Here is a 24,574-nt window from a genome sequence, read left to right on the forward strand (position 1 = left end):
TTGAAATAGAAAAGGTGTATACGATGAGGCTTAAAATGATGTCATGAAATGACATCGTTCCATACTAGGGGGTTAGTGAACATGCGTGAAAAGGATGAGGCACAGCCTATCGAGGAAAAAGCAGCATCGACAGTAACTTCATTTAATGATGTGACCGATCACTATCAGAAAATAATGGGTGTACCTGCCCAAAGAGCAGATTTAAACAGTATGCCTAAGGTTCTGCGATGGTTTGCGTATTTCTTCTATACTGTCTTAATCCTAGGTGCTTTATTATTCCTCATATCTTGGTTGATGCAATAATGAAAGGAGCAACGATGAAACACTTCATTATCACGGGGACCTCTAGAGGAATCGGAGAGGCCATCGCTTATCAACTGCGTTCATCAGGTCATTTTCTACATTGTATCTCTCGGGAGAGGAATACAGCTCTAATAAGCAACAGTGAGAATATGGCTTATTATGAGTTCGATCTGGTGCAAACCGATGCGATTGAAGCCCTAATGGAGAGGATATTCAGTCAAATTGATCAGTCCCAAGTAGAAGGGCTTTATCTCATCAATAACGCTTCGATGATCGCGCCAGTGGCCCCAATAGATGCAGCAGATAGCAGTGAAATAACACGTAATATACAGGTGAATCTGATCGCTCCAATTCTTCTAACCTCTCTTTTTATTAAATATACAAGGGAATTAGCTGCTGAGAAGAGGGTTCTTAATATCTCTTCTGCATCTGCAAAAAATCTTCATCCAGGGATGAGTTTGTACTCTGCGGCTAAGGCTGGATTAGATGTTTTCACCCAAAGTGTAGCACTTGAACAAAATAACTCAAATGCTCCAGTTAAGATTGTATCCATCTGGCCAGGTATGATTGACACCAGCTTGCAAAGTGAAGCTAGAAGCATGGACCGAGCTATGCTCCCGACAGTAGAGTTGTTTAAGCAGGTCATGGAATCAGGAATGCTGACTACACCTGAAGAAACGGCGAAACAGATCATTGCTTTTTTGTTTAAAGAAGATATAGAGCATGGAGAAGTTGTCGACATCTACGATTATTCAAAATGACATAAGAATTACAGCTAGCTATTGAATTACGGAATAGTTTCTGGCAAAATAAAATCAAACGTTCAGTATGTGTAACTGGCGAGACGTGGAGTACCACGGTGGAGCACATACTTCATATGGCCGTTCGCCTGGGCAGAGGTAAGGAGATTTCTCCTTGCCTCTTTCTGTTTTCTATAACAAGTGGAGAGGATGACAGCTAATGAAATCAAGTCCATTATTGCTTGACGGAAACCGAGTTGCCATAGATATTAAGAACCAATTAGTAGGCCGTGTATCTAAGCTCAAGGAGAGAGATATCGTCCCATGTTTGGCAACGATTCTTGTTGGAGAAGATCCTGCCTCAGCAACGTATGTCCGAATGAAAGGTAATGCATGCTCACGGGTCGGTATCCGATCTATTCGGATCGAACTTCCTGAAGAAACAACTACGGAAGAATTGATACGCGCAATTAAGCAGTTAAATGATGATCAATCCGTACATGGCATACTTTTGCAGCATCCGGTTCCTAGTCATATCGACGAGCGAGCCGCATTTGAAGCTATTTCCATAGATAAAGATGTAGACGGAGTGACGATGCAAGGCTTTGCTCAAAATGCGTTTGGTATTGCAGCGTTTCCTTCCTGTACACCAGCAGCGATCATGGAAATCCTGAAGTATTATGAGCTGCCTATAGCTGGTAAGCATGCTGTAGTGATTGGCCGCAGCCCGATTTTAGGAAAACCAGTCTCAGCTATGCTGTTGAATAAAGACGCCACCGTAACAACATGCCATTCAAGAACGAGCAATTTGGAACAACATGTCCGTTCTGCCGACATTGTTGTAGCTGCCGTAGGTAAGCCTAAATTTGTTCAAGGCGATTGGATTAAGCCCGGTGCTGTTGTGCTGGATGCCGGTTATAATCCAGGCAACGTAGGAGATGTTGACTTTGAGGCATGCATCCCGCATGTATCTGCTATCACACCAGTTCCTGCTGGAGTAGGGCCAGTAACCATTACGATGTTGTTGAAGCATACTGTTGAGGCAGCGGAGAGAAGCAAACGGTAATAAACTCCAAAAGGGCTATACCTTTAGTCATTAAAATGACGATGGTATAGCTCTTTTTTTTCGAATATCACCTGGACAGAGCAGCGATAAGACCCTCGCAGGGTCTTATGATTACTAAATTCACATAACTACCACTACGTAAGACCCTCGTGGGGTCTTATTGGACCTTCGAGAGGACAGGTCAGCTTGATATTGTATCAATATAAAGAAAATAAGACCCTCACAGGGTCTTATGATTATTAGTTTCGCATAATGAGCACAGTATAAGACCCCAGCAGGATCTTACGCCATTTAGAACTTATTCAATTGTCATTTCATTCTATTTAGCAGTCAAATAATATGGTAGAATTTCCTAATAAACAATTCTCTTGAAAGGAGCTTACTTACAATGCGGCTAACAATATGTTTGTTCATTATTTTACTCGTCATATCTGGGTGTACTAATGAAAGTAATCAAACAGTGACTAATAACAAACCAGGTACTTCAGAAGAGAACAAAGTAACTGAAGACACTACAAAAGTGAAGGAAAACAAAATAACATTGACCCCTGTTGATGTATTTTCAGGAGATGCTGCGATTTTCAAGCCTTTCCTTGGTACGATGTCAGGGGCTTTCAAATTGTCTTATGAAGGAAGTGAGCCAAACGTATGGTTGGATCTGGACGTTTGGGAGAATGGAAAGAAGGTAGCGACGAAGGGTTCAATTGGTCAACTATTGTACAGTTCGGAGGAGAATCCGAGCAGTGGTGAAGTCGAAGTTATTATGTCGGTTGATACAGTTCCAATCGAGGGAAATGATGAAATAAGACTGATTAAAGTGAATGTTGTTCATGATAAAGGAAATTCAAGTCTTGCAACAACAACGATTCCTTGGGATAGCAAGCTGACTTTGCAGGGACTGCTTCAGCATAATGAGAAGAAGTCGTTTACAGCCGTTGAAACTGTGTATGCCTTTGGTGTGCAGGCTTCGAGCGCTAACAGCATGTCCACAGCAGAGCTTACTTCCGAATCATTAAGTAAGACGGAATGGGCACTTGTATTTACTTTGCGTTATCAAAACGATTGATGGCTCCTATCGATTTCTCCCCATAATGCCAGGATTGGCTGGGTGTTATGATAAGAGAAATGGTAAAGGGAGTGATTGTTGGTGACGAGTGTTGTTACGCATCTTGAAAAGCTAATCAAGGCAATACCAGATAAGCTAAAAGCATGGCCTGAAGAAAGGATGGTAACCCCACGTGCCGTCGGAAAATGGTCAAACCTTCAAATTCTTGGTCATCTCTGTGATTCGGCTATAAATAATCTAACAAGAATGATTCAAGCTCAGTCCGCTTCAGAGCCCTTGGCCATAACCCCGTACAACCAAGATAAATGGGTAGAAGCGCAGCGTTATGCGGATGCTTCTGTAAATGAGATCATCACCTTATGGGCAAGTTTAAATAGTGCTCTGATACGAGTCATTACGGCAGTGCCAGAGAATCTGATTAGGGCTAAACAAATAAGGCTTACAAGTGGAGAACAGCACACTCTGGAATGGCTCATTAGCGATTATTTGGAGCATATGAAGCATCACCTTCATCAAATCTCCCCCAAACTATTGGAAGACTAGAAAAAATATAATGATTCATGAAGCTGTCGGCCATTCGCCGCAGCTTTTTTATTTTCCGATAGTTAATCTGACATGCAATTTCAGTTAATGTGCATCATGCACAAATCAATCTCTTCTTTTTAGTGACTACTCTATATTTAATGTCAGTAATATTGACGTATAACTAACAATGACCTATATTTTCTCTAAGCTTTTCGAAAGATAAGGTTCGGCAAATAGGGGAGGGTCTCGTATGAAGAAGCTCATGATGGTTGTTGCGGCAGCTCTGCTTGTCTTCACTGCTGCGTGCTCAAAGGAAACAACGAACACCAATTCCGCAGAAACGGGAGCAACAGAATCGAAAAAGCCGCGCGTAGCATTCGTCTATCTAGGTGTACCGGGTGACGGCGGCTGGACTTACGAGCATGATCAAGGACGTAAGATGATGGAAAAAGAACTTGGCATTACCGCAACTACAGTGGAGAATGTTCCTGAAGGAGCAGACGCTGAACGCGTATTTGAAGAACTAGCCGAGAAGAATGATATTATTTTTGGCACTAGCTTTGGTTATATGGATGCCATGTATGCTGTGGCACAGAAGCATCCCGATGTGAAGTTCCTTCACGCGAGTGGATATAAGACTTTGGATAATCTCAGCACTTATCTGGGCAAGGAATATGAAAGTGCTTATCTCGTTGGGATGGCAGCTGGCAAAATGACGAAAAACAATCATCTGGGCTATGTCGGTGCTTATCCGATTCCAGAAGTTATCTATACAATTAACGCGTTTACTCTAGGTGTACAAAGCGTTAATCCGGAAGCGAAGGTAGATGTAGTATGGAGCAATACGTGGTTTGACCCAACTGCTGAACGTCAAGCAGCAACAAGCTTGCTGGATAAAGGTGTAGATGTGCTTGCGGCTTATCAAGATTCACCAGCCAGCATTCAAGCTGCTGCAGAACGAGGAGTCTGGGGAATCGGGAATGATTCGGATATGAGCAAATATGCGCCAGACCATTACATTTCGAATCCGAAGTGGAATTGGGGTCCTTATTATGTACAGACGGTGAAGGCGATCATGGATGGAACATGGAAGACGGAAAGTTATTTTGGTTCCATGAAGGATGGTATTACAGACATCGCGCCATATGGCAAGAACGTTCCGCAGGATGTACAAGATTTGGTCGAAGCAAAGAAAACAGAAATTTTGGACGGCAAATTTGATGTCTTTACTGGACCAATTGCCGATCAGAGCGGTGCGGAAAAAGTAGCACAAGGCAAAGCGATGACAGTTGATGAGATTTTGAACATGAACTGGTTCGTAAAAGGGATTGTAGGCACGATTCCTCAGTAAAAGCATTCATTCAATTTCATCTAAGTGAAATCAACAACGATAAGGGAAGAGTGGTGACTGGCATGATACTTAATGATCCTGTACTGCTTCATGAATGGCATCCGGTTGCTATCGCAGCCGATATTACAGATACCCCTAAACAGGTTATTGTAATTGGGGAGAAGGTTGTCTTATTCCGCACAAAACAAGGGATTCGGGCGATGAAGGACCTTTGTATCCATCGCGGTGTTCCGTTGTCGCTTGGGCGAGTGGAGAATGATGAGATCGTCTGCGCCTATCACGGCTGGCGTTATGATGGCGATGGCCGGTGTGTCTGTATCCCATCCCTGCCTGCATCCCAAGCGATACCACTAAAGGCAAAAACACATACCTACTCATGCCAAGAGCAGCACGGATTTGTGTGGGTGTGTCTCGGTGAGCCAAGGGAGGAACTCCCGCCGCTAAAAGGGAAGGTGGATGACGAGCTGCTGCCAATCTGGATGGGGCCTTATCCGGTAACGGCGTCAGCACCCCGTGTGGTCGAGAATTTCCTGGATGTCTCCCACTTGATGTTTGTACATGAAGGATTGCTGGGTGACAGTGCATTTGCCGAAATTAACGACTATAGTGTGCGCGATGTAGATGGAGCACTTGTCACAGACGAAATTGTTGTGTATCAGCCGGACCCGGATGGCCGTGGTGTAGGCGTCGACAATCGGTATATTTATGAGATTTACACCCCATGCTGCGTGAAGCTTGTTAAACGTAGTGAAGGTTCGGATGAAATATTCCATCTGTTCCTAATCGTGCTGCCGGAGACGGAGACGACCTGTACGGCGTTTATGCTGCAGCTTCGCAATTACGCACCTGATGTACCGGATCAAGTCTTTATCGACTTCCAGAACACTTTACTTGAACAGGATAAGCGAATTGTTGAGGAGCAAAAGCCGGAGCTGCTGCCACTTGATCTTCAGGCGGAGCTGCATCTCAAATGTGATCGCGTCAGCATCGCCTACAGGCGCAGACTGAAAGAGCTTGGCGTTATGATTGGAACAGAGTAAATAGCAAGCAAACAAAAAGCCGCAGCCACGCGGCTTTTTTTCATGTTGACTTATGGCTAATGGAACCGTATACTCCACTTATTAAAATAGTTTTAAAAAGTGTCGTAATAAAGGAGTCGGAACATGTCGTCTCACACACATAACACCGTTCATATTAAAAAAATGAATGTTGAGCTGGTTAAGAATGTTTTAAAAGCACAAGGAGTTGGAACCAAGGCTTCGATAGCGAATCTAACTAAGCTTAGCGTAGCCACATGCGGCACGATTCTGAATGAGCTTCTCGCTATAGGCGAAGTGATTGAATTGGATTCAGATAAGCCAAATGGAGGGAGGCCAGCGAAGCAATATAGGTATAATGAAGATTTCGGCTGCGTGATCTGTCTGCTTGTCAAAACAGAAGGAGGCATTCACTCCATCAGCTGCAGCATTGTGAATCTGATCGGTGAAACGGTCCATGAATCCACCGTTGAACTTCCGCATATTGACGTGAAGACGATCGACCACTTCATTGAGACCATGATCAGTGGCAATGAGAATGTTCAGGCCATTGGAATTGGAATACCTGGCGTTGTCCATCAAGGTGTGATCGGCGTATGTGATGTTCCGAATCTGGCCGGACAGGCGCTAGGGCCATATTTGGAAGATAAATATGAGATCCCTATTACGATAGAAAACGATATGAATATGACGGTATACGGCTTCTATCATCTTCAAGATTTTGAGGAGGAAAAAACGTTTGCTGTTGTTACCTTTCCGAGAAACCATTTTCCTGGTGCAGGATTTATCGTAGATGGACGGATCATAACCGGTAATACAACGTTTGCCGGCGAGGTCTCCTTTTTGCCATTTGGTATGACTCGAGAAGCGCAGCTGCAACAACTGCATACGGATGAGGGGTTTATCCAGCTGGCTGTTCAGACATTAACCTCGATCATTGCGATCATTAACCCGGTTTCCATTGCGATTACAGGCGATTTGCCTCGCGAATCACAGCTGGAGAAGCTCTATAAGGGCTGCTTGATGAATATTCCGGAAGAGCATATGCCTCAGCTTATGCTGCAGAACAACATACACAAGGAATATATGAAAGGTATGGTGACAGCAACCTTGGAAAGCTTAACCTACCGACTGTAGGACGTTTGGAGAAGATAACGAGTTAGGAGCACACTTAAAGTGGAGAACACAAAAAGCAAGATTAACAAGATTTATTTGATGCAGCTGGCCACCATCTTTATTGGATTTATTATCTTTGGATTTTCTGAAAATATTAAAGGACCGGCCATCCCACGCATTCAATACGATTTTATGCTAGATGAATCACAGCTTGGCACCTTATTATCCTTAAATGCCCTAGGCTATTTAATTGCGTGTTCCTTTACCGCGTATCTGACTAGAATATGGGGAATAAAGTGGGTGACCGTTACTGCATTTGCTTCAATGGCAGGTTCGGGAGTGCTTATTTTCTTCTCCCATTATTACACGATGTTTTCCGCTTCCTATTTCCTTATGTATATCGGTAACGGGATGCTGGAGATCGGCTTAGCCATTCTAAGCGCAAGGATTTTTGTAAGAAATACAGGAACGATGATGAATATGACGCACGGCTTTTATGGTCTTAGCTCCACGGTTGCGCCGCTTATTGCAACTGGTCTGATGAAGGTTACGATCGGTGGGCATACCCTGGATTGGCGCGGCATGTATCTCATTATACTGTTATTATCCGTTATTCCGATTGTCTTCGCTTTGCTAAGTAAGTTTCCCAGAGATGACTTTTCACATGAAGAGCGTATTCCATTAAAAGTGTTGCTGAAAGACAAAGTGTTGTGGTTAATGATTCTTGTTCTAACATTTGGTGTTGTGTCCGAATTAGCAGTCGGAGGGTGGCTGGTCAACTTCCTGGAGAAAGCATATGACTGGGATACCGTTAATGCTTCGGGTATGTTGTCCATCTTCTTCTTATGCTTTGCGATAGCAAGACTTGTGCTTGGTCCGTTGACCGATAAAATCGGATTCGTATTATCGCTAATCATATTCTCAGCCTTCTCTGCTATCTGCACTTTTGCTGCAATTACTGGAGGCGAGCGAACGGCGTTCCTCTTTGCTGCATCCGGCATTGGGATTGCTATGATCTACCCGACCGTAATGGCGTTCATCGCCAAGCGATATCCGAAAGAAAGCGACACAGCAATTACCTTCACAGTTACTTTGATGGGACTTGGCAGCGTAATTGGTAACTATCTCATCGGAGGAGTTATTGAAGTTGTGAAACATATGGTTGGCGAAGATACCGAGATCGGTCTGCTACGAGGACTTCAAGCGGGCTATGGCTTTATCGGCCTATGCGCAGCGTTATGTGCAGTATCTGGACTTATCCTCTATTTTTATTTATCCAAACGAAAAGAAATCATCTAACCGAAAAAGCCACTATTCAAGCCGACAAGCTGGATAGTGTCTTTTTTATTTAAAGTACCTCATGAGTGCTGACTTGAATGGCGGAAGCAGTAAGCCGCAACATTTCGACAATCTCCCTCGTTTACAGATAAAGGAATATACTTATGATAATGGGGGAGAACATTGGAATTATTGTTACATAGTCTAATTCATCTTGCAGCAGGCGCCAGCACAGCATATGTACTCAGCAGGAAAGTACCGGAATCTTTCCTAAAGCGATGCTGGCTGCTGCTCATTGGCGGGTTTGCAGGATTATTTCCTGATTTTACGAAGTTTTTCGGAGATATTTTCTTTCACTCTGTAATACTGATGCCTTTAGCCGGTTTGATCTGCGCCTTTATCTATCGGATCTTTCAGAAAGAAATCTCTTTCAAGCAGCAATGGCTCATATTTTCTATCTGCGTTTGTACTCATCTCTTCATTGATTACATAGGCAATGGGGTAGCGTTCCTGTATCCAATTATTGAGCATGAATATGAGTTCAGTATCGTTCAGCGTGATGATGTTATCGTTTTGTCTCCGCTGTTGCTAGCCCTGATCATTGGTGTTTGGTTTCGTAGCGGGAAAAAGGTGGTATGGGCAGGAGTTATCATCTCGCTGCTCTATCTTGGCGCTATGGCCGGATTTAAAATCAAACTGGAGAATGCCTTGGAGCAAAGGTATCAAATGGAGCATGTGCAGTCGTTGACCACGTATCCAAATGAGTTTAAGAGAGAATGGAGATTCATGCTTACTACGGATCAAACGGGTGTTTTTGGCCATTCGAACTTATTCGCTACGGATATTCAGATTGATAATGAGAATCCGTTTCCAATTTCATTTGATACTGCGCTGCCTGTCGAGCCCATCACGGTTACAGGAGCAATGACGATATCTCGGAATGATATAAATGAATACCTGAATAAGCCGTATTTTCTAAATATAGAGATGTTGAGCGGAACCTATTCGGAGGATTGGTCTCCTGGACCATTGATGGGGACGAGCTTGACTGGGGAATTTGAGATTGTTTTACGAGACGATAGTGGCAATGCAATTACTGAAGTAAGGCTGAATGATTTTTTTACGGAAGCATTGCTGTTTAATTCGACTTTTAACCTTGCATTCGATGATTACAACGGAGATGGAAGTATTGATTTTACGATTGGGCAATACGGGACCAGCAACGGGAATTATTATAAGCTGTTTACTTTGACGGCAAGAAATGAGTTCAAAGAACTGAAGGTAAGTGGTATGAACGAATTGTTCATTGGGGCAAGTGATTCGAGGTATTCCACTTATTTGGAAAAGGTAGATGCGACCACATTTAAGAGGTCCTATTACGATAATGCAACAGGCAGTAATGTCGAGGATATGTTTAGTTGGAATGGACAAGAATTTGTGAAAAGAAAATGATAAAACACAATAATAGGGTGATACAAAGCTGTCGGATAATCCGGCAGCTTTTTGTGTTAACAATCGGATTTGATCATGAATATCCTTATCGTTTCATATTTATAGATGGTGATTTTTTACAGCGAGAGGAGATAACTCTTATTTTGTTGAAATTAATATGACTCCTTACAGACAGAGAGGTAGAATATGACGTCATTAACGGAAGCTTACATTGATAGTTTGGCTCCTAATGCGGGAGCAATGAAGAATGGCCGGGATCTGGTCAAAAAGAACAGCTTCCCTGTACTTCGCATCACGGCAGACGGAACTTTGCTGTTTGGGGAATGCAAAGGCAGCGGCAAGGAGCCGTACCGTTGTTCAGTTGATTTTGTACAACCAGATAGTCCGCTGTCACGCTGTTCATGTCCAAGCAGGCAATTCCCTTGCAAACACACACTAGGCTTGATGTATGCCTATGCACTTGGCAAGCCATTCGAGCAAGCGGAGGTTCCACCAGATATCGCTGAGAAGCGGGAGAAGGCAGACAAACGCGAAGAGAAGAAGAAAGAAGCCGAAACGGCTGAAGCAAATGGGGAAGCTCCGGTTAAACGAAAGGTTAATAAGTCGGCCTTAACGAAAAAAATGAATGCTCAGCTGGAAGGTCTAAGCCTATTGGAGAAGCTAGTCCTTCAAACGGTGCAGGCTGGACTTGGAGGCTTAAATAAAAAGTCTGTTCAGCTTATCGAGGAACAAGCGAAGGAAATGGGCAATTATTATATTCCAGGTGTGCAAGCCGAGTTGAAAGGGCTGCTCTTGCTTTTGGAAGAGGAAGGTAACCGGGAAGCTGTCTATTCACAGGCGATTGAGCAGTTGATCCGTCTTCATTCTCTGGTGAAAAAGGGCAGAAGCTATTTGGAGCAGCGATTAGCTGATCCGGAAATGCCGATGGATACCGAGACAACGCTTGAGGAGCTTCTTGGACACGCTTGGCAGCTAGCTGAGCTCAAGGAATATGGCCGTATTAGACAGTCATCAGAGCTGTTACAGCTTTCGTTCTTATCCTATACCGATCAGGCAAAAGGAGAATATGTGGATGCCGGATGGTGGGTTAATCTGCAGGATGGCACCATCCATGCGACCCGCAATCTGCGTCCTTTCCGAGCGGCGAAGGCGATTAAAGAGGAAGACACCGTCCATGCGGTTGTTCAAACCGAGGAACTCTTTCAATATCCAGGCGAAGTAAATGCTAGAGTTCGCTGGGAAAAAGGTACGTTCCGCGATGCAAGCGGCCTGGATTATAAAGCAGCGAAAGCATTCGCGACAGCTTCGTTCCCGGATGTGGTCAAACAGGTGAAGAATGTAATCAAAAATCCACTCGCTGACCGGAATCCCGTTATGCTCATCGCATTTCACTCCCTAGAGAAAGTTGGAGACAGCTTTGTATTTAAGGATGTGCAGGGCAAACCGCTTCCTATAAATACAGAAATGATCGAAACACCTGCTAAAGTGGAGACGATCTTACCGTTGCTTCAAGCAGATGATTTGCAGGACCAAGCTGCTCTTGTAATGTTTCGCCATGATGTGGAGAGCGGTCGCCTGACGGCGCAGCCAATGAGCATTATCACAGATAGCCGAGTTATACGGCTGTTGTATTAGAAGGAGGACCATCATGAGCGTAAATGTATTACTAGACTTGCAGCAGGAGGTCCGCCGGTTGTTTGTTACCGGAAGTGCCTTAGCAGAAGGGGATTTGCGGCTCTCGAAGCTCCTTCCATCTTTGCGAAAAGCCGGAGAAGCAGCCCCAGTCTTTATTCGATTGGCTGATTCGGCAGAAGCTCTCTTAACGGCACCTCGCACAGAAAGTGCTTCAAAGCTTCTAGAGCTTGCAACACTTCTTAGTGCCATATTACATACGCAGGGAAAAACAGATGTTTCTGGAGAGCAGCAGCCTTTGGAGGCTCTTGGCATTGGTTTATCTACGGACATAACCTATCGAAGATTACATCCACTGCTGGAAGCTTTAACGACCAAAGGCTCCGGCCGGTTGGAGCAGCTCAGGCAAGCTTATGAAGGCCGAAGCTACCTCGACCTGCGAGCGCTGCCTGCGCTTTGCCGCGCACTTGATGACGTGTATGCGGAAATTCCTGATTTTTTGCAGCAAAAGCTAATTCCCGAATTTGGCACAGCAGCCGTACCCGTTCTAAGAAGCCAGCTTGATCTTCAAGGTGGAAAGGGAGATGCCAGACGTCTGCAGCTTCTTCACAGCAGCTTGGGGGAAGAGTCGCTCGAGCTCGTTAGTGAAGCAGGTTCTTCAGGATCGCCAGAACTTAAAGTGGCAGCGATCGGACTGCTGAGTGGATATGACGGGCAAGAACCATTCCTGCTCGAGCAAAGCCGCGAGAAAAGAAAGGAAGTCCGCGAGGCTGCCTATTTTGCTTTATCCCAGATTGCTTCGCTGCCAAGTCAGGATCGTTTATTCGAGGCTGTGAAGTCCAAGGACGGCGAACTGGTTGTTGATCCAATACGAAAGTGCAAGGCACTTGATCTTCATAAACGAATAATTGATCACGCCGATATACAGTTGGACCGTTATTTGAATAATGAGGGCAAGGACAAGAGTAATGCGCTTCAGCAGCTGCATATTGATCTCCGTTGCTTGAACGGGAACGGTCATGCACTCGCGAATGAGGCTTTCCCTTTACTTGGCAAGCTTCTAGCGACAGACGAATTTATTACAGCGGAATCCGAGGCAGTGCAAGAGTTAGCTGCAGAGCTGCTTCTAGAGTTGAATGCAGAGCCTGCTGATCGGTTTGCAATTGGTCTGCACTCAGCTTATAAAGGCAAATTTATCGGTTACAGCTTCCGCGCTGCATATAGGCAATTGTCCAAGGCCGAGCTTTACGATCGTTATGCTGATGCGATCAAGGGGCGTTCTGCTTCGGCAAAGCTCCTTCAGGCTGCCTTGCAGGAAGTGGCGCACGGTCAACTAGCGGATGAAGATTATGATAGTGCGGCGGCTGTACCTGTGGATGCTTGGGATCCTCGGTGGGCGAAAACGTTAGCCGCGCAGGATCTGATCGAGCTTGTATGCATGTTCACTCATAAAGAGGAGCGTGAGGTAACGACTTATCTGTTGTCTAAGTTGAAGGACGGTTCACGAGTTAATGATTATCGGACACAAAATGTACTGCTCACCTTATTCCGAATCGGTTATAAAGAGGCACCTGAGTTGTTCATGAGTCTCTTGGAAAATAAGTCTTCACGCAGCTTTTATTACATCGATTGGCGGATGAAGCTTCTCTTCTCATCGATGCCCAAAAGCTATGTACCGCGCCTGCGCGCATTCACAGAAGTGCTCACTTATGCAGCAGTTAAAAATGAATTGCTGGAAATCGTTGAGGCGATGGAAGCATTGCCTGATGAACCGGCAGGGGAGAGTGGAAAAGGAGTATGGGCATGGATCAAAAACAAAATGTATTAAGATTGCCTGCAGAACAGTTGTATGCACACGAGCTTGAAGCACTGAAAGCAGCTGATAAGGATAATGTCAAACCAACCGGCTGGCAGTTATCGCCTAAAGCAGTGCTTACATTTATCACTGGAGGAGAGGCTGGTAAGACGGTCATTACTCCAAAATATATCGGGAACAAACGACTGGTGGAGATGGCTATTGCCACTTTGCTCACAGATCGTGCTCTACTCTTGATTGGGGAACCAGGTACAGCAAAATCTTGGCTGTCGGAGAATTTGACCGCTGCTATTCACGGTGATTCGTCCAAGGTTGTCCAGGGTACTGCTGGCACAAGCGAAGAGCATGTCCGTTATTCCTGGAACTATGCACTTCTCTTAGCGCAGGGGCCATCCGATCAAGCGCTGATTCGCAGTCCAATTCTTCGTGCCATGGAGGGCGGCGGAATTGCGCGATTTGAAGAAATCTCGCGCTGCGCTTTCGAGGTGCAGGATGCGCTGATCTCCATTTTGTCCGAGAAGACGATCTCGATCCCAGAGCTGGGACGCGAAGTGCCGGCTGAGCGCGGATTCTCGATTATAGCTACGGCCAATACACGTGACCGTGGAGTTAATGAAATGTCTGCTGCATTAAAACGCCGGTTCAACATTCTTGTACTTCCGGCTCCATCAAGCCTCGATACGGAGATTGATATTGTTCGCCGCCGTGTCAGCGAAATATCTGCCAGCTATGAACTTCGTTCTTCACAGCCGGATGACGAGTCAGTTCGCAAGGTCGTTACGATTTTCCGTGAGCTGCGTAATGGTTTGACGCTGGATGGCAAAGAGAAGGTCAAATCACCAAGCGGCGTCATATCCACGGCCGAAGCCATCTCCCTCCTGACAGGCAGTATGGCACTTGCCGGAAGCTTTGGCACGGGTGAACTATCTGATGATGATATTGCGGCTGGCCTGCAGGGAGCGATCGTCAAGGATGATACGAAGGACCAGCAGGTGTGGAAGGAATATCTCGACAATATTATGAAAAAACGGGGGGCGTCATGGCGAAGCCTATACAACGCTTGCACGGAGATGAACGGTTGAGTGATGGACCCCATTATTTTGGCGTAAGGCATTTGTCTCCTGCCGGTTCTTATCATCTTCTCGCCCTCCTTCAGGAGGTAAAGCCCACAGCCGTATTAATTGAAGGTCCCAGTGACGCAGGTATATTGGCAGAACAGCTGACAGCTCGAGGTGTTATTCCGCCGGTTGCGATGCTTGCTTATACCGACCGGCTGCCCGTCCGCACGCTATTGTATCCGTTTGCCGAGTATTCACCGGAATATCAGGCGCTGCAATGGGCCAGATGGAATGATTGCCAAGCGGAGTTTATCGATTTGCCGACTGAAGTCTCGCTTGCGCTCGCTGACGTGAAATATGACTGGAAACCTGTCAATGATGAGAGCAGCCAGGAGCAGCCAGAACGGTCTGTCGACCTATACTCTCGGATAGCCGAGTTATCCGGGGAACCGGACTATGAAGCTTATTGGGAGAGACATTTCGAGCATCATTTACAGACGGATACGTATAACAATGCTATTAGGCATTATGCAGAAGAGATGAGAGCCTTAACGGAAGGCGATGAGCAGCGACTAACACCTAGAGCTTATGCATACAACGAAATACGCGAAGCTTACATGCGAAGAAAAATTCAAGAGACGATTGCCGCAGGGCATAAACCTGACCGGATTGTAGTCGTCAGCGGCGCTCATCACACATCAGCGCTTTCTCTAGAGCTTCCTGAGATGACAGATGCTGAGCTGAAGAAGCTGCCACGTGTTCCTGCCAAAATGACACTAATGCCTTATTCCTATTATAAATTGTCATCGCATTCTGGTTACGGAGCCGGCAATCAGGCTCCTGCTTATTTCACTTTGCTATGGCAATGTATGAAGCAAGGGAAGATGGATGAATTGCCAGCCCTATACTTGTCCAAGGTTGCTGCGCAAATGCGTGAGCAGGGAACCTGGCGTTCAACCGCATCTGTCATTGAAGCCGTTAGACTAGCCGATGCGCTCGCTTCCATGCATGATGGTGTACAGCCAACATGGAAGGATCTGCGGGATGCGGCAACGGTACTCTTTGGATTTGGAGAATTTTCGGTCGTTGCAGAGTCACTTGCTAGAGTGGATATCGGTACCACGATCGGCAGTCTCCCAGAAGGAGTCAGCCAAACCCCTGTTCAGGATGATTTGAACCGTGAGCTTAAAAGGCTCAAGCTGGAAAAGTATAAGACGCTTGTTGCAGCAGGATTGGAACTCGATCTTCGGGAGAACAGGCGAGTGAAATCCGAAGAAGCTGCTTATCTAGATTTGAATCGTTCTGTATTTCTACATCGTTTGGAGGCGCTGGGCATTCGGTTCACCCGTAAGCAGCGTGTCAGCCAGACGGATGCGACTTGGGCAGAGCATTGGGTACTGCAATGGTCACCGGAAGCTGAGATTGAGACCGTAGAGTCGACCTTAAAAGGGGAAACCGTGGAGCTTGCAGCCGCTTATGTCATTCATGAGGAGCTTCTCGCATGCAGCAATATAGCGGACGCGGCCAAGCTGATCCGCAAGTCCTGCGAATGTGGTCTTCCGCAAGTCATGGGGCAGGCAACCAGCTCCCTTCAAGCTCTAGCAGTTGATGCTGGCAGCTTCGAGCAGATTGCGGAAACCGTGCACGAGCTGTCCGTTCTGTTGCAATACGGTTCGATCCGGAGAATCGAGACGGAAACACTGGTACCTATCCTGCAGCAATTGTTTTTGCGTGGAGCCCTTATGCTGCAGGATGCCGCAGGCTGTAACGACGATGCCGCGGCTGGAATGCTTACGGCCATTCATGCGATGGATGCAGCAGCAGGCGAGCATCACCAGGAGTTGGATGGTCAGTTATGGATGACTAAGCTGAAGGAACTCGCGGAGCGCGACGACCGCAATGCGAAGCTGTCAGGCTATGCTTTCTCCATTGTACTGGAGCGGAATGAAGATGGCGAAGAAGACTGCGCAAGGGAAGTGTCGCGGCGGCTGTCGCCCGGCATTCCGGCAGATATCGGCTCTGGCTGGTTTGAAGGAATGTCCATGCGAAACCGATATGCCCTGTTATCCAGAGACTACTTATGGCAGCAGCTTGACGCTTATGTTCAATCGCTTGAAGCGGAGCCGTTCAAACGGTCGCTCGTTTTTCTCCGTCGGGCATTCGGCGGGTTCGAGCCTCGGGAGAAAGCGGCGATTGCGGAGCTGCTCGGTGATCTATGGGGCACTGGCGCTGAGGATACTGGAGCAGCACTGCAGCAACCGCTTAACGAGGAAGAAAAGGAGCAGCTGGATGAACTTAATGACTTCGACTTTGGAGATTTATAGCCTATGACGACGATCGATCAGGATCAGATCAGACGTTGGAGACTTATATTGGGAGCCGCAGCTGAGCAAAATTTACAAGGTGCTGGTGGTCCAGCAAGTGGATTTCAGTTAAGCGATGAGGACCTGCTGATGGATGAAGCGCTGGCGGCTATTTATGATGGAACGCCGGATGGCAGCACAGGTACAGATCTTGGAGGAAATGGTGCTGGAAGTCGATCAAAAGCACGCTCAGCTGGACTTGGATCATCTTCACCAAAGCTAGCCAAGTGGCTAGGCGATGTAAGAACCTTTTTCCCGCCGGATATTGTATCTGTCATTCAAGCAGACGCAGTCGAACGGAAAGGGTTAACCCAGTTGTTATTTGAACCGGAGCTGCTGTCTCAGGTGAAGCCTGATATTGGAATGGTTGCCACCTTGATGACCTTGCGTGGACAGATTCCAGAACGTACGAAAGAGACGGCAAGAGCGCTCGTTCGTGAAGTGGTGGATGACATTATGAAGCGGCTTGAGCAGAACCTTACTCGGGCTGTGACAGGCGCGATTAACCGCAGGCAGCACTCGCCACTTCCTTCAATAAGCGGTCTGGACTTCCGCACAACGATCCGCAAAAACTTGAAGCATTACGACCGAGAGCGTCAACTGATGATTCCGGAGAAGGTATACTTTTTCGACCGTGCCCGTAAGAGTAAGGAATGGACGGTTATCCTGGATATTGATCAGAGCGGATCCATGGCTAACTCCGTTATCTACGCTTCACTAGTTGGCTCGATCTTTGCAAGTATGCCATCACTGGATACGAGAGTTGTCGCGTTCGATACGGAAGTTGTGGATTTGAGTGAGCAGTGTGCTGACGATCCGGTTGATATGTTGTTTGGCATTCAGCTTGGCGGTGGAACTGACATCAACAAATCTCTTATCTATTGCGAGCCTTTCATTACGGAGCCGAAGAAAACAATCTTTATCCTCGTCTCCGACCTCTATGAAGGCGGCAACCGAACGGAGATGATCCGTCGACTAAGAGAAATGCACGAGTCAGGAGTTAAGACGATCTGTCTACTGGCTCTCTCGGATGACGGTGTCCCGTCCTACGACGAATCCGTGGCGAAGAGGCTTGCCCAATACGGCATTCCTTGCTTCGGCTGTACGCCAGATCGATTACCCGAGCTGATCGAAGGCGCGCTAAAAGGGATGGATCTGCAGCAGCTTGCTCAGCGGATGGGGGAGAAGGGGAAAGGCTAGCAGAACTGAATAAGCAATAATAAAAGAGGGACTGCTCACCAAAAGTCGATGACTTTGGAGCAGACCCTCTTTTTTCTAACGAATCGTCATATTCTCATGGCAGCGGAATAACCCGCCGGAAGCTTTTCCAATTAATAGTATTGGTCAGCATGAGGGTGAAGAAATAGAACAGCATAGATGCGACAATTGATGCGACTGTACTCCAAACCATCGTCCAGCCTTGAGAGGTAAAGTAATGCATAGTCCATCGTCCGCAGAGTGCCATCATCACCATACATAAGCCAACCTTGATATAAGGATCTACCCTCCAATAAAAACCGATCGAGCTTGATATCGAGAAGAAATTAAGCATCATCTGCAGGACCATGCCAATCCCGATGCCAAATGCGACACCTACGATTCCGAATTGGCTGCCAAATACAAAGATCGAGACTGCCTTAAAGGCAGTGGAAATAACAAAATTCCAGAGCGCAGCATTAGTGCGGCCAAGTCCAAGCAGAATCGCATGCAGCGGTGCATCGAAATAATGAAAGAAAAACATCGGGGCTAGTATTTGAAGCAGCAGACCGGCATCAGGAGCATTGTAAATGATCGTGGTCAACGGAGTAGCCCATTGAAATAAGATAACGGTAGCCGGAGCGCCTACTAAAAGCCCAACAATCATAGCTTGATTCATGCGTTCATGGATTAGTAAACTGTTCTTACTGACTGCAGCTTCGCTGATGGCAGGTACGAGTGCTGTGGACAAGGAATTCGTAATAAAGCTAGGCATAAATAGAAGCGGAAAAGCGTACCCGGCCAGCAGGCCAAACTGCTTCGTTGCTAAGGCCGTACTGATGCCGGCAAGAGCTAGGCTGGTTGTAATAAGTAACGGTTGAAAAGCGCTGTATATCGAGTGAATCGCACCTTGACCAGCCGTTGGTAAACCAAGATGAAGCAGCTCGGATAGTGTACTTCTTCCATGCTTAATGTGGCTTTTCCACGTTTCGCCAGCTTCTTTTTTCTCGCCATAAAGCTTGTAACTAGCCGCGAGGAAGAGAAGGCTGATCATTTCACTAACGACAGAGGCGGCCATAGCGCCTGCAGCTGCATAGGCTACGCCGTAAGGCAGGAGCAGGTGGACTAATGCCAGAACGCATGCGATTTGCACCGTATGTTCTAGAACATCGGATGCGGCGATTGCCTTCATCTGCTGCATGCCACGGAAGTAGCCTTTGAGTACTGCTGAGATGGCCACAATTGGCGCTATTGGTGTAATGGCAAGCATCGCATAATAAGCCCGCTGATCACTCAGTAAGATGGAGGCGATCCATTCAGAGCCAAGCAGTGAGAATGTTGTGAGCGTTACGCTTAATACGGAAGTAATGGCGAGTGATATATGCAGAATCCGTCTGATTTTCGCGCGGTCGCCTTGTTCATTCGCTTCAGCCACTAATTTGGAAATCGCTACAGGCAGTCCAAGTTCTGTTATGGTAATGACTAACGGAACAAGCGGATGTGCCATCATTAACAGACCAATGCCTTCCGCACCAAGAGCACGGGCAATGTACATTCCGCTAATAAAACCGAGAATCCGGTTAATGAAAGCGGCAGCCGACAGAACTAACGTACCTTTTACAAATGAAGATTTGGGTTGTGCCATGCGATCCTCCTGAGAAACAATCGAATACTTAAGTGTATTCATCGATTGGAAAAGCATGCGAACAAGCTGATTGGTTAGCTTTACTAGTATAATTTAGTAGATGACATCTATACGGAGGTAACGTTTAATAGGAAGGACTACTTATTAGAAATGAGGACTACTAAACTTGAATCAGGCTAGAATGTACAAAATCATTTCAATTATATTGTCATTAGGTTTGATAGGTTTCATGATGTATGGACATTCGTTACATAAACAATTAAACGAATACGAGAAAGAAAAACTCCAAGATACACGCACTTGGGTACAGATGCACCAGATGTATACAGAGGACTTTGATCGTGATTTGGCGAATGTGCTAGCCTCCAATTCTTCTTCCTATTACAAAAAATATTTGAAATCTGCTTATGACACAGCTTCTTCTCTATCGAAATCTAATCGGTTTAATCCACCATCTGATGTATTCAGTGATTTTCAGTATAATTATGAGGATTCAATGTGGAGCAACGCTGCGAGTTATTTAGGCTATTTGGCAGATGATAAAGCAGATACACTAACGGAGGTTCAGCGGCAGAATTTGCTAGAGATGCGGAATTACACGCTCAAAACAGTTCCGGCGATGCATCAAATGGTTAATAATGTATTATTTGTTCCGAATGTAACGGAAGTACCTTCAGAAGAACTGAGTGAACTTCTAACCTCTTTAACAAATGAAATTAAACCTTTTCCTACATTTGGGGATGAGGAGCCTTTGTTTAATGAGTATCTTTACCGATTACATCCTTACCAGCCTCATGATAAGACTCTTCTGTTTGAAAAAGACAAACGAATCCATAAAGAAGAATTACAGACTAAAGTGGTCTCTTTTATGGAATTGCTGTGGAAAGATAAACGTGATAATCAAATTACGTCAAGCGGTGGAGGTTCAGCTCCCGACTTTGGAGACAGTCTCAAGTTTTGGTCAGGTAACAGTAAGAAAATGTTCTACGAAGTTGAAATCAGTGTTGCAGGCGGACATATCTTACGTATTTATCCATCTGAAGATGGACCTAAGAAGCTTGATAATGGAAAGTTGACTTCGAACGAGGCTAAGCAGCTAGCCCAATCTCTCGTCAATGGCTGGGGAGAGGCTCAACTTGTTGTCGATCATACTTCAACAAAAGGATCTATTCTATATGTAACCTTTGTTCCGCAAGTTGAAGGGGTTCATAATACGGACGCATACCTGGATGTTTCTATAGATATGGAGAAAGGAATCTTGAATTCCTTTGATACGACAATGTATTATTTGAATAAAGATAGAAGCGATCAAGTAGTAGCAACAGTGACACCAGAAGAAGCGTTAAAACAAGTTAATGACCAAATGGAAGTTACCGGTGATCCAACATTGATGAAACGTGATGGGAAATTGGTTTATTCTATTGCTGTAAAAGGTTATGAGAAGGTTACAAAGGTCTATATTAACGCAAATACCGGGAAACAAGTTGATATTGAGTATGAAAGTGAATGGTCGAATTAATCAGATCACAAAAAAACCTGCGTGCCCAAAATGGCATGCAGTTTTTTTGCGCTTACGCTTAGTTATCTAGGCGTGAACCCTTTGATCTAATATCGCTTTCAGGCGTTTGATATCTTCCCTAGGCGGAAAGCCAAACATACGGGAATATTCACGGCTGAACTGGGACGCACTTTCATAGCCGACTCGGAACGCCACTTCAGCAGCATCTGCTAATTCGGTTAATAACAGGTGCCGGGCTTCCTGTAGACGCAGCCTTTTCTGAAATTGAATGGGACTCATCGCTGTGATTTCTTTGAAATGTCTATGAAAAGTAGAGACACTCATGCTTGCTGCGTCTGCAAGTTCTTCAATTCTTAAGGACTGATCAAATTGCTGAATGATTTGCTCGATGGCGTCTTTGATTCGATAGGTGCTGCTACCTTCCATGGCAATTTGTGCCAACGCAGCTCCATTTGGCCCTTGCAGCAGTTTATATAAAATTTCTTTGGTGTAGATCGGTCCGAGGTAAGCAATATCATCCGGCTGTTCCATCAATCGAACGAGTCGAAGGACCGCATCGAGTAAAGAGGACTCAATCTGACCGACGAACATAGCGCGGGAAGCATTTTCTTTTGAGGTGATTTGAATATCCGAGTCCTTCAGTACCTCTAAAATTTGATTTTGCGTAAAATCTAATCTCAAACTCAAATATGGAGCCTCGGAGGACGCTTCGATAATCTGGCCCATCACCGGTAAGTTCATAGAGGTAATCAGGTAGTCGGCAGGACCATACTCGTATCGTTCTTGTCCCAGTAGTAATTCTTTCTTCCCCTGAGCCAAGAAACAGAAGGCAGGTTTGTATACTCTGTGGAGCTGATCAGTTACATCAGAACGCTGAACAAAATAAAGGGACGGAACAGCTGTCTCGTAAACGCCGTCTTGATCGGAAAAACTTCTGATTCGCTGGGCAATTTCATTTCGCTTTTGATCGATGATTTCAGACATAAATTCACTCCGTTCCACAACTTCATTACTCGTTAGATTATAATGCAGAATTGACCTAATGAGAAAGTGCTGTGAGAGGATTAGGCAATCATATGGGAAGATAAAGATATTGTTCTCTATATCATTTGGTGCATAATAGGAGAAGCTCAAAAAAATCGAAAGAGGGCACATAACTTGTACATCCGTATTAAAAACCTGTTTGCGATCAAAGGCTACCGTTTATTTGTCTTATGTATGCTGCTGCTCGGAATTGGCATATCGATAACATCACCTTATCTATCCCTTTACGGTACGGAAGTATTGGGTATGAGTACAGGAGCCTTTGGTGTATTTATGGCGGTTAGTTCCTTAAGTGGTGTTATAGTCAATTCACTGATTGCAAGACGCTCGGAAAGAGGAATGGATCGAAAAAGAATTATTATTCTAGCTACAGTCTCTTCCGCATTAGCTTACATTTCGTACTTATTGTTTCATAATTATTTTGTTCTAATCATCGTTGTTACCTTATTGAATGGGGTGGGGGCTTCTACCATTCCGCAGCTGTACGCCAGCGCGCATGAAGCGGCATCAGACAGCAAATCGGATGATAAGACGTTCGCGATCTCTACCATGCGTTCATTATTTTCTCTCGGATTCCTAATTGGACCTTTAGGCGGGGCAATTCTGCTGGGAGCTCTGGATTACAAGGGACTTTTCTGGGGGACAGCAATTATCTACTTGATTATTGCATCACTTGTACTCTTGTTTCTGCAAAAACGAGTATATAGTAATACGAAGAAAATCAAATTTAAAAATGTCTCCTTTTTTAATAACAAAGGGATTAGGACGCCTGTGATTGCTTTTATTTTTCTGTTTGCCATTAATGCCATTAACAGTATCAATACGCCATTATTTATTGTGAATGAATTGGAGGGTTCACATACCGAAGTGGGGCTAGTGGCAAGTATTTGTGCCGGTCTGGAGATCCCGATTATGATTGTACTGGGAGCCTTGAATCGCAAAATATCGAACAAAGTGCTGATGATCAGCGGCTGCATAATAGCAGTCTTATATTATGTGATTCTAAGTGTATCCAGCCATTCTTGGCAGTTAATCGCAGCACAGCTCTTGCAGGCGACGTTTGTCGCTATCGTTATGGGCAATGGGCTCAGTTATTTTACAAGTATGCTGCCAGATTCTCCGGGGCTTGCAACCACATTCTATGCCAATAGTTCAACCATTGGACGGTTAGTAGGGAGTCTAGGAGGCGGCTTCCTTGCTCAGTTTATCGGGTTTCGTTATGTAAACTTGGTATGTCTCGCGATGGCTGTCCTGACCTTCTTAATCTTTTGGAAAATAAGACGCCAGGAAGTACTCGTCCAATAAAAGGACTTGACCTGGAGTTAACTCCAAGTGAGATAATATAAAACGATGAACCAATATCAATCAGAAAGCAGGGATACATATGGAATATGTGAAATTAGGAAATACGGGGCTAGATGTTTCCCGTCTATGTCTGGGATGTATGAGCTTTGGTGATGTCGATAGATGGAATCATCCGTGGATTCTTGATGAAGAGAATAGCCGCCCCATTATTAAGAAGGCTTTGGATCTGGGAATCAATTTCTTTGATACAGCGAATATTTATTCTACTGGAGCAAGTGAAGAAATTGTTGGTCGAGCGCTTAAGGATTACGCTAATCGAGATGAAGTCGTCATCGCTACAAAAGTGTTCTTCCGAATGCAAGAAGGACCTAATGGCGCCGGTCTCTCCCGTAAAGCCATCATGACTGAAATTGACAATAGTCTTAAACGTCTTGGAACAGATTATGTAGATCTGTATCAGATTCATCGTTGGGATTACAACACACCGATTGAAGAGACGATGGAAGCTCTGCATGATGTCGTTAAAGCAGGCAAAGCAAGATATATAGGTGGATCCGCCATGTATGCTTGGCAATTCCAGAAAGCACTGCATGTTGCTGAGCAGAACGGCTGGACCCGGTTTGTTGCGATGCAGAATCACCTCAATCTCATGTATCGTGAAGAGGAGAGAGAGATGATGCCGCTTTGCAAAGAAGAAAAAATCGGTGTCATTCCATACAGCCCGCTCGCATCTGGCCGATTGGTCCGTGAATGGGATACTGTAACGCATCGTTCACAAACCGACGCAGCGCAAAAAATGAAGTATGACTCATCGGCAGACGTGGATCGGTTGGTAGCTGATCGAGTTGCCGTTATCGCAGAGAAGCGTGGCATTCCTCGTGTACAAGTTGCCCTTGCTTGGCTGTTGCAAAAGGAACCAGTGACGTCTCCGATTATTGGCGTAACGAGCAATGCACAGCTTGAGGAGACAATTGGCTCAATTGAAGTTACGTTAACACCGGATGAGATTAAATTCCTCGAGGAGCTGTATGTTCCTCATCGCGTAGTAGGCGCATTGTAAG

At 45.5% G+C, this 24,574-nt stretch carries 20 protein-coding genes and 1 riboswitch; of the genes, 18 read left to right on the forward strand and 2 right to left on the reverse strand.

The window, feature by feature from the left end; translation table 11 throughout:
* The first annotated feature begins 81 nt into the window (after nucleotides 1-81).
* The 15 genes from FHS17_RS04550 (at nucleotide 82) to FHS17_RS04620 (ending at nucleotide 18,003) form a co-directional block, all read left to right on the forward strand.
* Nucleotides 82-303 (forward strand): hypothetical protein, encoded by a 222-nt coding sequence (locus FHS17_RS04550; RefSeq protein ID WP_167275318.1) that lies wholly within the window; start codon nucleotides 82-84, stop codon nucleotides 301-303.
* A complete protein-coding gene (locus FHS17_RS04555) occupies nucleotides 303-1,064 on the forward strand; it encodes a (S)-benzoin forming benzil reductase (RefSeq protein ID WP_243865169.1) in 762 nt (253 codons plus the stop codon). Before FHS17_RS04550 ends, FHS17_RS04555 begins: the two co-directional genes overlap by 1 nt.
* 61 nt (nucleotides 1,065-1,125) lie before the next feature.
* Nucleotides 1,126-1,205: riboswitch (ZMP/ZTP riboswitch) on the forward strand.
* Nucleotides 1,206-1,263: 58 nt separating this feature from the next.
* Nucleotides 1,264-2,109, forward strand: a complete 846-nt coding sequence (locus FHS17_RS04560; protein WP_167275322.1) for a bifunctional 5,10-methylenetetrahydrofolate dehydrogenase/5,10-methenyltetrahydrofolate cyclohydrolase — start codon at nucleotides 1,264-1,266, stop codon at nucleotides 2,107-2,109.
* Between the two features lie 388 nt (nucleotides 2,110-2,497).
* A complete protein-coding gene (locus FHS17_RS04565; protein ID WP_167275325.1) occupies nucleotides 2,498-3,175 on the forward strand; it encodes a hypothetical protein in 678 nt (225 codons plus the stop codon).
* A gap of 81 nt (nucleotides 3,176-3,256) precedes the next feature.
* The gene (locus FHS17_RS04570; RefSeq protein WP_167275327.1) at nucleotides 3,257-3,718 is read left to right on the forward strand and encodes a DinB family protein; all 462 of its coding nucleotides are present in this window, start codon (nucleotides 3,257-3,259) and stop codon (nucleotides 3,716-3,718) included.
* A 232-nt stretch (nucleotides 3,719-3,950) separates the two neighbouring features.
* Nucleotides 3,951-5,051 (forward strand): BMP family ABC transporter substrate-binding protein, encoded by a 1,101-nt coding sequence (locus FHS17_RS04575; protein ID WP_167275330.1) that lies wholly within the window; start codon nucleotides 3,951-3,953, stop codon nucleotides 5,049-5,051.
* 62 nt (nucleotides 5,052-5,113) lie between these two features.
* Nucleotides 5,114-6,091, forward strand: a complete 978-nt coding sequence (locus FHS17_RS04580; RefSeq protein ID WP_167275333.1) for an aromatic ring-hydroxylating dioxygenase subunit alpha — start codon at nucleotides 5,114-5,116, stop codon at nucleotides 6,089-6,091.
* A 123-nt stretch (nucleotides 6,092-6,214) separates the two neighbouring features.
* Nucleotides 6,215-7,225, forward strand: a complete 1,011-nt coding sequence (locus tag FHS17_RS04585) for an ROK family protein (RefSeq protein WP_167275336.1) — start codon at nucleotides 6,215-6,217, stop codon at nucleotides 7,223-7,225.
* Between the two features lie 78 nt (nucleotides 7,226-7,303).
* Nucleotides 7,304-8,503 (forward strand): MFS transporter, encoded by a 1,200-nt coding sequence (locus FHS17_RS04590; protein WP_167276424.1) that lies wholly within the window; start codon nucleotides 7,304-7,306, stop codon nucleotides 8,501-8,503.
* Nucleotides 8,504-8,665: 162 nt separating this feature from the next.
* Entirely contained in the window at nucleotides 8,666-9,934 is a 1,269-nt protein-coding gene (locus FHS17_RS04595; protein ID WP_167275339.1) for a metal-dependent hydrolase, read from the forward strand.
* Between the two features lie 186 nt (nucleotides 9,935-10,120).
* Nucleotides 10,121-11,569 carry an SWIM zinc finger family protein gene (locus tag FHS17_RS04600; RefSeq protein WP_167275341.1) on the forward strand — a complete coding sequence of 483 codons (1,449 nt, stop codon included), beginning with the start codon at nucleotides 10,121-10,123 and terminating at the stop codon, nucleotides 11,567-11,569.
* Between the two features lie 13 nt (nucleotides 11,570-11,582).
* Nucleotides 11,583-13,394: a hypothetical protein gene (locus FHS17_RS04605; RefSeq protein ID WP_167275344.1), complete on the forward strand. Its 1,812-nt coding sequence runs from the start codon at nucleotides 11,583-11,585 to the stop codon at nucleotides 13,392-13,394.
* Nucleotides 13,370-14,464 carry an ATP-binding protein gene (locus tag FHS17_RS04610; protein WP_167275348.1) on the forward strand — a complete coding sequence of 365 codons (1,095 nt, stop codon included), beginning with the start codon at nucleotides 13,370-13,372 and terminating at the stop codon, nucleotides 14,462-14,464. Before FHS17_RS04605 ends, FHS17_RS04610 begins: the two co-directional genes overlap by 25 nt.
* Nucleotides 14,422-16,764: a DUF5682 family protein gene (locus tag FHS17_RS04615; RefSeq protein WP_167275351.1), complete on the forward strand. Its 2,343-nt coding sequence runs from the start codon at nucleotides 14,422-14,424 to the stop codon at nucleotides 16,762-16,764. Before FHS17_RS04610 ends, FHS17_RS04615 begins: the two co-directional genes overlap by 43 nt.
* 3 nt (nucleotides 16,765-16,767) lie before the next feature.
* Complete coding sequence (locus FHS17_RS04620) at nucleotides 16,768-18,003, forward strand: VWA domain-containing protein (RefSeq protein WP_167275355.1); 1,236 nt, start codon at nucleotides 16,768-16,770, stop codon at nucleotides 18,001-18,003.
* Nucleotides 18,004-18,097: 94 nt separating this feature from the next.
* Here FHS17_RS04620 and spoVB read toward each other — a convergent pair whose 3' ends face one another.
* Nucleotides 18,098-19,645 carry a stage V sporulation protein B gene (spoVB, locus tag FHS17_RS04625; protein WP_167275359.1) on the reverse strand — a complete coding sequence of 516 codons (1,548 nt, stop codon included), beginning with the start codon at nucleotides 19,643-19,645 and terminating at the stop codon, nucleotides 18,098-18,100.
* 166 nt (nucleotides 19,646-19,811) lie between these two features.
* Here spoVB and FHS17_RS04630 point away from each other — a divergent pair, with 166 nt between their 5' ends.
* Nucleotides 19,812-21,164, forward strand: a complete 1,353-nt coding sequence (locus FHS17_RS04630) for a PepSY1/2 domain-containing protein (protein ID WP_167275364.1) — start codon at nucleotides 19,812-19,814, stop codon at nucleotides 21,162-21,164.
* 66 nt (nucleotides 21,165-21,230) lie between these two features.
* Here the strand turns inward: FHS17_RS04630 and FHS17_RS04635 are convergent, their stop codons facing one another.
* Nucleotides 21,231-22,148, reverse strand: a complete 918-nt coding sequence (locus FHS17_RS04635; RefSeq protein WP_167275368.1) for an AraC family transcriptional regulator — start codon at nucleotides 22,146-22,148, stop codon at nucleotides 21,231-21,233.
* 174 nt (nucleotides 22,149-22,322) lie between these two features.
* Here FHS17_RS04635 and FHS17_RS04640 point away from each other — a divergent pair, with 174 nt between their 5' ends.
* Both FHS17_RS04640 and FHS17_RS04645 read left to right on the forward strand, forming a co-directional pair.
* Nucleotides 22,323-23,513 (forward strand): sugar efflux transporter, encoded by a 1,191-nt coding sequence (locus tag FHS17_RS04640; protein ID WP_167275374.1) that lies wholly within the window; start codon nucleotides 22,323-22,325, stop codon nucleotides 23,511-23,513.
* 79 nt (nucleotides 23,514-23,592) lie between these two features.
* Complete coding sequence (locus FHS17_RS04645) at nucleotides 23,593-24,573, forward strand: aldo/keto reductase (protein WP_167275378.1); 981 nt, start codon at nucleotides 23,593-23,595, stop codon at nucleotides 24,571-24,573.
* The last annotated feature ends 1 nt before the right edge of the window (nucleotide 24,574 follow it).

It is taken from the genome of Paenibacillus lupini, from assembly GCF_011761355.1.
Classification (GTDB): domain Bacteria; phylum Bacillota; class Bacilli; order Paenibacillales; family Paenibacillaceae; genus Pristimantibacillus; species Pristimantibacillus lupini.